Here is an 11668-nt window from a genome sequence, read left to right on the forward strand (position 1 = left end):
TCTAGGCGTCCTTGAGTTGGGTTAGGAGCATGGCGGCGCTGTTCGACCTGGGTTTCCAAAGCGCGCGGTCGAGCGCTTCGTGGAGGCGGGCGGCGGTTTCGCGCAGGGCTGCCGGATTGGCCTCCGCCATGAAGGCGCGAACCGTCTCGTCCTCAATGAAGGCGGCGTGGACGGCGTCGAAATGATGATCCTTCACCGCATGGGTGGTGGCGGCGAAGGCGAAGAGATAATCGACCGAGGCGGCGATCTCGAACGCGCCCTTGTAGCCGTGGCGCATTATGCCCGCGATCCATTTGGGGTTGGTGACCCGCGCTCTCACGATGCGGCCGATCTCATCCTCCAGCGTGCGGATGACCGGCCGTTCCGGGCGGCTGTGGTCGTTATGATAGCTGAGCGGCTTCTTGCCGGAGAGATGTTCGACGGCGGCGGCTATCCCGCCCTCGAACTGGTAATAATCGTCGCTGTCGAGCAGATCATGTTCGCGATTGTCCTGGTTTTGAATCAAGGCGTCGGCCTGGGTCAGGCGCTCGGCAAAGAGGCTGCGTTCGGATTCGCCTTCCACGCCCCCGCCATAGGCGTAGCTGCCCCAGTCGAGATAGACGTTCGCAAGGTCGGCGCGGTCGTGCCAGATCTTCTCGTCGATCATCGCCTGTAGACCCGCGCCATAGGCTCCGGGCTTCGAGCCGAAGACGCGGCTTCCGGCGCGGCGCTGGGCAGCTTTCTCCGGCGTGCCCTGCGCGATCAGGGCGGCGGTTTCGGCGCGGTGACGGGCAGCAGCGGGATTGTCTTCCTCCGGCTCGTCCAGCGCCATGACGGCGCGGGCGGCGCTGTCCAGCAGGTCGATCTGTTCGGGGAAGGCATCGCGGAAGAAGCCGGAGACGCGGAAAGTGACGTCCACGCGGGGGCGGTTCAGTTCCGCGATCTTCATCACCTCGAACCCGATGACCCTGCCGGAAGCCCAGTCCCAGCGAGGGCGCACTCCCATAAGGGCGAGGGCCTGCGCGATGTCATCCCCGCCGGTGCGCATATTGGCCGTGCCCCAGGCGGAAAGCGCGATGGCGCGGGGATAGTCGCCCTCTCGCTGGAGATAGTCCTGCACGATCAGATCGGCGGAGCGCTGGCCGAGATTCCAGGCAGCGATCGTGGGCACGGCGCGGGTGTCGATCGAGTAGAAATTGCGGCCGGTGGGGAGGACGTCCGGGCGGCCTCTCGTCGGCGCGCCGGAAGGACCGGGAAGGACGAAATTGCCGTTGAGGGCTTGGAGGAGGGCCGTCTTTTCAGCATCGCCGCAGGCGGTGACGCGGGGGGCGAGGTCGGTTTCGATAGCGTTCAGGACAGCGGCGCTTTGCGGGCCGGGAGCTGGATCGCCGCTGTCGAGCAGATGGATGGCGTAGAGTTCGAGGCGCTCCACCGTGTCGCCGGTGGTGCGCCATGGGGCTTGGGTCAAGCCTTGGAGCGGTTCCGGGCGGGGACCGGTCCAGGGGGTGCCCATAATGCAATCGAGCGGGTCGAAATTCAGGGCCAGGTCAGCGGCAAGCGCGCGCAGGAGGGATTGCTGGCTTTCATGATCCATGCCTCTGGGACAGCGGGCAAGGGCTATGAGCAGATCACGGCGGAGGTGACCTTCAGGGCTTTGGGTAAAAATATGCAGGCCATCACGGATCTGCATTTCCTTGAGGTCGCACAGATAGTTATCGATCGCAGCTAAAGCATCTTCTCCACTGCCTTGAGCGACTGCATCCTTATCCAACCCCTGAGAAGCGGCGAGCGCGAGTATGTCCTTGCGCAGCGTTTCCAAACGGCGCGGGTCCATGCCGGCGGCGAGATAATATTCGTCGACCAACGCCTCCAGTTCCTTGAGCGGACCATAGGTTTCGGCCCGGGTAAGGGGTGGCGTCAGATGGTCGATGATGCAGGCGCCGATGCGGCGTTTGGCCTGCGTGCCTTCGCCGGGATCGTTGACGATGAAGGGGTAGATTTGCGGGATCGGCCCGGCGCAGATTTCGGGGAAGCAGTTTTCGGATAGCGCGATGGCCTTGCCGGGGAGCCATTCGAGATTGCCGTGCTTGCCGACATGAACGACGGCATGGGCGCTAAATTCCTGCGCCAGCCAGATGTGGAAAGCGAGATAGGCGTGCGGCGGCGGCAGGGCCGGGTCGTGATAGCTGGCCTTGGGATCGATATGATAGCCGCGCGATGGCTGGACCGCGACGGCGATGTTGCCGAAGCGGTGGACCGGGAGCCGGAAGGCGCCCTCCTGGAAGAAGGGGTCGGCTTCGGGCATGCCCCAACGGGTCTGAATGGCTTCGCGAGCGGCTTCGGGCAGGACGGCGAAGGCGGATTGATATGCGTCGAGGAGGAGCGAGACTTCGGCGGGACGATCGGGGGAGGCGTTCGTGATGCCTCCCGTCATGAGGCGCATCAGGGTGGCCCCATCGGCGGGAGCGTCATGGGTGGTGTAGCCGGATTCCCGCAGCGCGTTCAGGATAGCGGTGGCACTGGCCGGCGTGTCGAGACCGACGCCATTGCCGATGCGGCCATCCTTGTTGGGATAGTTGGCGAGTACCAGTGCAACGCGGCGATCTGCAATGAGGGATTTACGAAGTTTTGCCCAATTAACAGTGAGTTGAGAAACGAATCTAACACGATTTTCCAATATGCGGGGCACGATGATGCTGCATTCCGTGCGCTCGTCGAAGCGGGCAGCAGCCTTGAAGGCGACGGCGCGGGTGAAGAGGCGGCCATCCACTTCGGGAAGCGCGATATGCATGGCGAGGTCGCGGGGGCCAAGGCCACGAGCGCTCGCTTCCCAGGCGCCTTGTTCGGCGCTGGCGAAGATGGTTTGCAGGATCGGGCAGTCCGCCTGCTCCAGGATCGAGCGCGTGCGTGGTTCTCCCGGCGCGCTCGCGGCAAAGGCGGTGGCGTTGAGGATGACGTCAGGCGCGGTCCCTTCCATCAGGCCTTGCAGGAAATCCTTGGCGAAGGGTTCGCGCAGGGCGCGAACATGGACGGGGAGGACGTTGAGGCCTGCTGCTTCGAGACCTGCGATCATCGCGTCGACGGCTTCGAGTGTGCCCGCAATCAGCAGGGCGCGGTAGAAGACGAAGAGCGCTGTCGGTTGGCCTGCGGCCCAGCGGGCCTTGACCTGTTCCAATGTCGGACGGTCGGTACAGGGAAGGTAGAGACCGGCGTCGGCTATCGGAATCGGGGCATCGGGCATTCCTGCATCGAAACCCGCGAGACGAGCGGCGGTCTTGAGGAAGGCGATGGCATTGGGAATGCCGCCTTGCCGGAGATAGTCGCGCAGATAGTCGCAGGTTTCTGCGGGCAGGGTTGAGGCGGCGCGCAGTTCCGGATCATCCTCCCGACCATCGGCCAGGGCGGCAAAGGCTATGCCTTTTTCGCGGGCAATATTGGCAATTTCATCAATGCCATAGGGCCAATAGCTCTTACCGCCCAGAAGGATCACGCAGACGAATTTGGCGTGGGCGATCACCTTTTCAACATAGAGATCGACGGAATAGGGATGCTTGAGCTGGAGGAGATTGGCGAGGCGGATTGTTGGGCCTGCCTCGCCCAAGGCTGCGGCGGCGCTGGCGAAGCAGGCGAGTTCGCTGTCCGCCACGGTCAGCAGCACGATGTCGCCCGGCGACTGGCCAAGGTCGATCGCTTCGTCGCCGTTGGAGACGGTGCCGGGCGTGGCGGTCAGCAGGTGCATCAGGCGGGGACCGTCTGCACCTTGAGGGTGGTTTCGATGGCGGCGCAATCCAGGCCCGTCTGGCCGATCACGACAAGGCGGGAGGAGCGTTGCTCGCCTGGCTGCCATTGCCGGTCGTAATGATGCTGGATGCGTGGACCGACGGCCTGGACGACCAGGCGAGCGGGGCGGCCTGCGATGGCGAGGAAACCCTTCACCCGCAACAGGTCGTGGGTGGCGATGGCGTCCGCGAGCGCCGCCAGCAACGGTTCGGGCGTGCCCAGTTCGCCAAGATTGATGATGAAGCTCTCGAAATCATCATGATCATGCTCCTCCTCATTGTCGTGATGGGAGGGGCGGGCATCGATCTGATCTTCCACGCCTGAGTCCAGGCCGAGCAGGACAGCGGGATCGATTTCGCCCTCTGACGTGCGGATGATGCTGACGCCGGGACGGGTTTCCCGCGCCAAATCCCGTTCCAGACCCGCCAGTGTGGCGGCATCGACCAGATCGGTCTTGTTGAGCAGGACGAGGTCGGCGCAGGCAAGCTGATCTTCGAACAATTCCTCGATCGGGCTGTCATGATCAAGTGTCGGGTCTGCGGCGCGGGCGGCGGCAAGCGCGACCTCGTCATGGGCGAAGCGGCCTGCCGCCAGTGCATCGGCGTCGATCAGCGTGATCACCCCATCCACCGTGGCGCGGGTACGGATGTCGGGCCATTGGAAGGCCTTCACCAACGGCTTGGGCAAAGCGAGGCCGGAGGTTTCGATGATGATGTGATCGGGGGGCGTCGGGCGGTCGAGCAGCTTTTGCATGGTCGGCAGGAAATCGTCCGCGACAGTGCAACAGATGCAACCGTTCGCCAGTTCGATAATGTCCTCGTCCGGGCAGGCTTCGTCGCCGCAGCCCTGAACCAGCGCGCCGTCGACGCCGACATCTCCGAACTCGTTGATGATGAGGGCGAGGCGGCGGCCGCCTGCATTTTCGATCAAGTGACGGATCAGCGTCGTCTTGCCCGCGCCGAGGAAGCCGGTGATGACAGTGGCCGGAATTTTTGAGGCGGGAACCTTTTTCATGCGGGATTTCCTTGCGGTTCGAGAGTGACTTCGATCTCGTCGAAGCGTTTCCAGCGGTAGATGGCCCAGCTCGCCAGCCAGCAGGCAGCGAACAGGCCGATGATGAAGAAACCCAGGCTGTTGAAATGTTCGCCAAGGTCGGCGGCAAGTGTCCAGATGCCGCCGGTCAGGCCCAGCTTGTCGCCCAGCAGCGCCGCAGCCTCGATCCCGCCGATGAGCAGCGCGACCAAGGCGGACACCAGCGTGATGGTGATGTTGTAATAGAGCTTGCGGATCGGCTTCACGAAGGCCCATTGATAGGCGCCCATCATCAGCGCGCCGTCCGCCGTGTCGATCAGCGCCATGCCCACCGCGAAGAGCAGCGGGAAAATGAGGACGGTCGATATCGAAAGGCCGCTCGCCGCCTGGCCAGCCGACAGGCCGAGGATCGCGACTTCGGTGGCAGTGTCGAAGCCAAGCCCGAAGAGAAAGCCGAGCGGGGCCATATGCCAGCTCCGCGTTATCAGCCGGAAAAGCGGGCGGAAGATACGGGCCAGAAAACCACGTGAACCAAGCAGGATATCCATATCTTCATCGATATAGAGCCCACCGTTGCGAACATGATTGAAGGTCTTGAGAACCGATCTCAGGATGATCAGGTTCATCGCGGCGATGGTGAAAAGGAAGGTCGCGGAGGCGATTGTTGCAATGGTGCCGCCGATCGCGCCCGCCGCTTCGACACGGCTCAGAGCATTGGCGGCAATGGCGATGGTGACGGCGGCGATCAGAACGATGCCGCTATGACCGATGGCGAACCAGAAGCCGACGGTCAGTGGGCGCTGGCCGTCCTGCATCAATTTACGGGTCACATTGTCGATGGCGGCGATATGGTCGGCATCAACCGCATGGCGCAGGCCCAGGCTCCAGGCCAGCAGCGCTGTGCCCAGCATGACCGTATCGCCCGCGAAGATCGTGAAGGCCCATGCCCATGCGGCCAGATTGGCGGCGATCAGCGCGGCGAACATGGCCGTGGCACGGCGGCGCAGCAGGCCGGCCGATTCCATCGGGCTGGAACGGGCCAGTGCATTCAAAACAGGTCTCATCAGGGCGATCCCCCGTCGGCGTCAGCGAAACCGGACGGGATCTGCCTTCATGCCGGACGGACGCGCTTGCGCCCGGCATGCGGACAGCAGCTCCCGCTGCGTAAAGCGTCGCTCAGACGGAGTACCGTGCCGCGGCCATCCCCTGGACCAAGGCAAGAGCGACCAGACGCAGGCAGGTTTCCTGGCTCACGGGTCTTGGCTCGACGCATGGCCTTCCCAAGCCTCGCAGGATTTAGCGTCCGGCCCAGTGGCTGATTCTCCGGCGGTCCGAAGAATCGATATGCGTCTCGCTCACCGCTTACAGTTGCAGGGACAGCCGCGGATTCATCACCGCATTCCCTATTAAGCCCCTTGGGAGGGCACCGGCGCGATCAGTGAAAGCTGGCCGAGGCTGGCTTTCGCCGGACTGCATAGAGGCTGGCGTGGAGAATTGGAAGGGGGCGACGCGCTATGCCGGCTCAGGCGCCGTTCCGGTCTCCGCCGCCATGCGTTCTTCGAGCAGGGTCTTGAGGAAGGCCTGGCCGGTCGGCGACAAATCCTCATTGTGGATCAGCCAGAGCGAACTCATGACCGGCACGTCGAAAGCACGGTGGATCACATTGTCGACGTGCAGCCGCGCCATGGACTGAGCGATCACAGTGGGGCCGAAGCCCGCCGCGACCAGTCCAAAAAGGGTCGCGAGGCTGCGGGCCTCATGGGAGATTTTGGGTGCGAAGCCCGCCTTCTCGCACAGGGCGAAGAAATGCTCGGTAAAGCCCGCGCCATTGGGCGCGCCGTACAGCACCAGCGGTTCGTCGGCCAGGTCCGCGATGCTGGGCGGGGCCGACCGCAGCGCCAGCGGATGATCGGTGCGCAGGGCCAGCACCATCTCTTCCGTGAGCAGGCATCGCGACACCATGCCTTCGGGCAGGACCGGCGGCTCGTAGTTGCGCACGATGCCGAGATCGAGCTGTCGACTACCGACGCTTTCGACCTGCTCGTCACGGCCCTGTTCGCGCAGGATCAGCTCGACATTGGGATAGGTTTGGCGGAAGCGGTAGAGCGCGCGCGCCACAGGGGGCACGAAGGGGCCGGACGTGGTGAAGGCAAGGCCAAGATGACCGATCTCGGCCCGCTGCGCCATGCGGGCGATCTGGGCGGCGCGTTCGGCCTGGGCGAGGGTCTGGCGGGCCTCCGGCTCGAACAGCCGGCCCGCTTCGGTCAGGCGTACACGGCGGCTGGTGCGGTCGAACAGGCGGACGCCAAGCTCATCTTCCAGAGCGCGGATCTGCTGGCTGAGCGGCGGCTGTGATATGCCAAGGCGCAGCGCGGCGCGGCCGAAATGCATCTCTTCAGCGACGCAGAGAAAATAACGCAGATGGCGCAGGTCCATAAGATCATGTCGTTCAAGCTATCGATCATGCCATATTATATATTAGACGCAGAATGTCCAAGGGCGCATGGGCAAGTTCGAATGTGGCGGTGTCTCCATAGTCCTTCGGTGGATGTGCGCGGGTTATGCCCCCTCATTGCCGCAGCACTCTGCTCAAGGCCGGAGACGCCGTCGCATTCTAGAGTATTTTCAAGTTGACCTTTAATGGTCAACGGCTCCGAAAATGCTGCAACCAAAAGGAGCGCATTTCCTGGCGCGCTTCGTCTCTAGTCCCAGGCGGCGAAAGAGGCGGCCTGGAGGGTCTGAAGCGGTCCCTGTTGCTGCGAAGGCGGGAACTGAGTTCACACATGAGAACTGGGCTCCTGCCTTTCGCAGGAGCACGCTACTTTTCAGTTTCGGCGGATGATCAATGCACCTCCGCCTTCATCCGTTCGACCAGCTTTTCGATCTCCCAGGGTTCCAGCACCCAGGTTCGCGTCTTGCGGCCTTCGCGGTGGACGGGCTGGGTGAGGAGGATGCGCGCCTGTTCCTTCGCATGGGGCTTGAAGATCGCGAAATGCTGGGCGCAATCGCGGATCGTGCCGATGAGCGGCGCCTTGCCGTCAAGGTCGATCATGGTGGCGGGCTGGTCCCAGGGGATATTGAGCATGACGTCTTCCCGTTATTGAAATTCAACGGCCCGGTTCGCGGATGATGCAGCGGAAGCCGATATGGCTGGTGGAACTGTCCACCGCCTGCGGGTGGCGGGCGGCGGGGCGGTAGCGCTGGCAATAGCTGGGCGCGCAGAGATGGGAACCGCCCTTCAGCACTTTTCTTGGGATCGGCACATGCGGACTGACGGGATCAAGGCTTTCCCGCCTCGTGCCGCCGCGTGGGTTGGAGGGGACGCAGCAGCTTCCCTTCGCCTTGCGCTCGACCCTGGGCTGGGCATACCAATCGGTCGTCCATTCCCAGACATTGCCGATCATGTCGAACAGGCCATAGCCATTGGGCGCATAGGTTCGCACCGGCGAGGTTCGCTCATAGCCATCCTCCAGCAAATTGCTGTAGGGGAACAGGCCCTGCCAATAATTGGCGAGCATGGCCCCTCCCGGCGCCAGTTCATCGCCCCAGGCATAGTCCGCGCCATCAAGCCCGCCGCGCGCCGCAAACTCCCACTCCGCTTCGGTCGGCAGCGCCTTGCCCGCCCATTTGGCATAGGCCTCCGCATCCTGAAACACGACATGGACAACCGGATGGTCCCATAGCTCGTCCAGATGGCTGTCGGGGCCATGGGGATGGCGCCAGTCCGTGCCGAAGCTGAAATGCCACCATTGGCTGAAATCGCTGAGGTCGACGGGCGTCGCCGTGCGCTGGAACAGCAGCGAACCGGCCCGCGCCATTTCGGGGGGCATGCCGGGATAATCTTTGGGGTCGGGCGCAATCTCAGCAAAAGTGCGGTAGCCGGTCGCCTCGACAAACTCCGCGAACTGGCGGTTGGTGACAGGCGTTTCGTCGATCCAGAAGCTGTCCACGCGGACTTGCCGCAACGGGGCTTCCTCCGGATAGAAGCGGTCGGAGCCCATGGTGAAGGCGCCGCCTTCGACGAAGCGCATCTCTTGCGCGATGGCATTCCCAGTCTCGATCACCGGGCGAGCATAGCGACGGATCGGCCCGGTGTATCGCCCAAAAAGCCGGTGTATCGCCCAAAAATAAGAACGCCGGAAGCGGTTTGGCTTCCGGCGTCCTGTCGGATTGGGCTTTAGAAGTCCTTGCGGACGGTCACGCCGATCTTGCGCGGCGTACCGATATTATAGCCGAGCCGTCCCCGCCCGCCGCGCTCGCGGTCCAGCGAGTAGAGCGCATTTTCGTCGAACAGATTGTTGACGTAGAGTGTGACCGACAGGCCGCTGTCCCAGCTCACGCCCGTCGACAGGTTGACCAGATTATAGGCGCCAAGCTTGTAGGAGCCGAAGTTGAACGCGCCGGTGCCATAAGCGCCCGTGGCCGGGTCATAATAGATGGAGTTGGTAAAACTGCCCTTGCCCGGCTCCTGATCGTCCAGTTGGGTATAGCGGTTGCCCACATGCTGGAAGCTGGCGGTGAAGGACCAGTCGGTCTCCGCCGCGATCTCCATCGTATAGGTCGCTGCCGCCGCCATCTGGAACTTCGGCACGGTGGGCAGGCGGTTGCCCTTGCGGATGCCCGCGATGATCGCGCCGCCTCCGTCGGTGACGTTGCTGTCGATCTTCGAGTCGATATAGCTGCCGCTCAATGACAGATCGAGGTTCGGGGAGACGCGGGCGCTCAGTTCCGCTTCCAGGCCCGCCGTATGCGCCTTCGGCACGTTGAAGAGGATGCGCGATGAACAGCTTCCCGCATCCGCCGTGACCTGAAGATTCTTGATGTCGTTGTAGAAGGCCGCCGCGTTGAAGGTGATGCCGCTGCCCGACGCCTTCACCCCGGCTTCATAGTTCCACAGCGTTTCGTCCTCGAAGGTCGGACGGTTGCCATAGGTCGCCGCGTCCGGCCCGGTCGCGCCGCCGTTGCAGAGCGGCAGGTTCAGCGGATCGTTGACGCCGCCCAGGCGGAAGCCCTTGGACGCCTGAACGTTGAAGGTCAGATCGCGATTGGCCTCATAGCTGGCGATGAAGCGGGGGGAGAAGCCGGTCGATCCGGTCTTGTCGCCCACGCGGTTGTCGCCATTGGGGAAGACGCCGCCGGTCTTGAAATCGCGCTCTTCCTTGAAGTCGTAATAGCGGCCGCCGGCTGTCAGCTTGAACTGGCCAAGCTTGTAGCTCGCCTCGCCAAAGGCGGCATATTGCTTGATGATATAGGGAATGTCGGCATTGTAGGGCGAGTTGAGCGGGAAGCCATTGGCCGCCCCTGCCGATGCGCCCGGTCCGAATGGCGCCGGCGCCGCGTCGATGAAGGCGTCATAGCCAGGAGTTGGCAGCCGTTGCTCATAGTTGCGGTCGACATGGCTGTAGAAACCACCGAACACCCATTGGAACGGCCCCGCGCCGGTCGAGGCGAGGCGCAATTCCTGCGTCCATTGCTTGAGCTTGGTCGTATCGCGCAAGTTCGATGGCAGATTGGCGATGGCGGGGTTGACGCCGAAGGTCATGACAAAAGGCGTCACCGAAACCGATCCGGTCAGCGCCGAAGCGTCGCGGCTGACCAGAATGTTGCGGTGGATATAGGTGGTGATGGAGGTCAGCGCGACGTCGGACCCGATATCGATGTTGGCCGTGAAGTCCGCCAGCGTGGTCTTGTCGCGGAACTCCTCGCGCAGTTTCAGATATTGGGTGCGTTCGGGCAGAATGTCGAAGGGGCTGATCAGCTCGTTATAATAGAGATGATAGCTGTCCTCCCGGTTAAAGCCGTTGGTGCGGATATCCTGATAGATGATGCGCGGCGTCAGCTTGATGCCCGGCGCCGGTTCCCAGAGCAAGCTGAGCCGTCCGCCATAGCGGCGGCCGTCATTGATGTTCTTGCCAGCGGCCGGGCCGATGGCGTCGATGAACCCGGCATAATGTTCGGCATAGCCAACCGCGCGGATCGCCGCCGTTTCGCCCAGGGGCAGGTTGATCGCACCCTTGCCCGAATAGCCGACATCGCCGCCCTTCAGGACATTGGCGCCTGCTTCCACCGTGCCTTCGGTCTGGCCGAGCTTGGGCTGCTTGGTGATGTAGCGGACGGTGCCGCCCTCGGACCCGGAGCCGAACAGCGTGCCCTGCGGCCCGCGCAGCGTTTCCACGCGGTCAAGGTCGAACAGGTCGAAATCCGGCGTGAACAGCGACATGGAGATGACGGATTCGTCGAGATAGACGCCGACCTGTTCCTTGACGCCCGGCTGGTCGCGGACCACCTGGCCCGCCGACACGCCGCGCACGGACACCTGGCTCTGGCCCGGTCCAAGATTCTGGACGGTCAGGCCCGCGACGCTGCGCGAAACGTCCTCGATCGAGGTGGCGCCCATGCGCTGCATCGCTTCGGCGGTCTGCGCATTGATGGAAAAGGGAACATTCTGGATGGATTCATTGCGTTTGGTCGCAGTGACGATAATTTCGTTGCCAGACCAATCGGACGCGCTGTCGGTTACTTGAGCGGAAACACCAGTAGAGAGGCCCGATAACGCCAAAACAAGGCATGACGCGGACAGGCGCAATACGGAATCGTAGCGGGGAAATCGGTTCATTTCATCCTCCCTGTAGTGAACTTCCTGTTATGTTTATTCGGATAAGCTGACGTTTATCTTGTCTTATCGGTCGGTATTCACTCAAGGCTAATCTAGATCATGTCTTTTGCCCGATGCAATGAAAATTGCGTGCAAGAGATTGAATCTTACTCAACTGTAGCTTCCTTGCCTCACTCGATTGGGGAGCGAAGGCTTCGGGAATCCGTGATCCGCGCCTTTCGCCTTGCGGCGCACCATCGGGCGGCGTTATGACTGCGCCGG

General features: G+C 62.8%; 7 protein-coding genes and 1 riboswitch. All 7 genes read right to left on the reverse strand.

The features are described 5' to 3' along the window. Position 1: 1 nt before the first annotated feature. Positions 2 to 3718: a cobaltochelatase subunit CobN gene (gene cobN, locus HHL26_RS18045; RefSeq protein WP_169576378.1), complete on the reverse strand. Its 3717-nt coding sequence runs from the start codon at positions 3716 to 3718 to the stop codon at positions 2 to 4. After that, positions 3718 to 4773 (reverse strand): cobalamin biosynthesis protein CobW, encoded by a 1056-nt coding sequence (cobW, locus tag HHL26_RS18050; RefSeq protein WP_169576381.1) that lies wholly within the window; start codon positions 4771 to 4773, stop codon positions 3718 to 3720. Before cobW ends, cobN begins: the two co-directional genes overlap by 1 nt. After that, positions 4770 to 5816 carry a HoxN/HupN/NixA family nickel/cobalt transporter gene (locus HHL26_RS18055; RefSeq protein WP_066562502.1) on the reverse strand — a complete coding sequence of 349 codons (1047 nt, stop codon included), beginning with the start codon at positions 5814 to 5816 and terminating at the stop codon, positions 4770 to 4772. The genes cobW and HHL26_RS18055 overlap by 4 nt, the downstream gene beginning before the upstream one ends. Before the next feature lie 192 nt (positions 5817 to 6008). Next, a riboswitch (cobalamin riboswitch) is annotated at positions 6009 to 6237 on the reverse strand. Between the two features lie 66 nt (positions 6238 to 6303). Then, entirely contained in the window at positions 6304 to 7227 is a 924-nt protein-coding gene (locus HHL26_RS18060; protein WP_066562500.1) for a LysR substrate-binding domain-containing protein, read from the reverse strand. Positions 7228 to 7633: 406 nt separating this feature from the next. Then, positions 7634 to 7876, reverse strand: coding sequence for a hypothetical protein (locus HHL26_RS18065; protein WP_066562498.1), 243 nt, complete (start codon positions 7874 to 7876; stop codon positions 7634 to 7636). A gap of 22 nt (positions 7877 to 7898) precedes the next feature. Next, positions 7899 to 8822 carry a formylglycine-generating enzyme family protein gene (locus HHL26_RS18070; protein ID WP_169576403.1) on the reverse strand — a complete coding sequence of 308 codons (924 nt, stop codon included), beginning with the start codon at positions 8820 to 8822 and terminating at the stop codon, positions 7899 to 7901. Between the two features lie 146 nt (positions 8823 to 8968). After that, positions 8969 to 11407: a TonB-dependent receptor gene (locus HHL26_RS18075; protein WP_169576383.1), complete on the reverse strand. Its 2439-nt coding sequence runs from the start codon at positions 11405 to 11407 to the stop codon at positions 8969 to 8971. Positions 11408 to 11668 lie beyond the last annotated feature (261 nt).

Origin of the sequence: Sphingobium sp. TB-6 (genome assembly GCF_012927365.1) — a bacterium.
Lineage (GTDB): Bacteria > Pseudomonadota > Alphaproteobacteria > Sphingomonadales > Sphingomonadaceae > Sphingobium.

What these genes read in the sequence shown, in the direction of transcription:
- cobN (WP_169576378.1), bottom strand. Translation starts at nt 3,718, where the DNA reads ATGCACCTGCTGACCGCCACGCCCGGCACCGTCTCCAACGGCGACGAA.
- cobW (WP_169576381.1), bottom strand. Translation starts at nt 4,773, where the DNA reads ATGAAAAAGGTTCCCGCCTCAAAAATTCCGGCCACTGTCATCACCGGC.
- HHL26_RS18055 (WP_066562502.1), bottom strand. Translation starts at nt 5,816, where the DNA reads ATGGAATCGGCCGGCCTGCTGCGCCGCCGTGCCACGGCCATGTTCGCC.
- HHL26_RS18060 (WP_066562500.1), bottom strand. Translation starts at nt 7,227, where the DNA reads ATGGACCTGCGCCATCTGCGTTATTTTCTCTGCGTCGCTGAAGAGATG.
- HHL26_RS18065 (WP_066562498.1), bottom strand. Translation starts at nt 7,876, where the DNA reads ATGCTCAATATCCCCTGGGACCAGCCCGCCACCATGATCGACCTTGAC.
- HHL26_RS18070 (WP_169576403.1), bottom strand. Translation starts at nt 8,822, where the DNA reads ATGCGCTTCGTCGAAGGCGGCGCCTTCACCATGGGCTCCGACCGCTTC.
- HHL26_RS18075 (WP_169576383.1), bottom strand. Translation starts at nt 11,407, where the DNA reads ATGAACCGATTTCCCCGCTACGATTCCGTATTGCGCCTGTCCGCGTCA.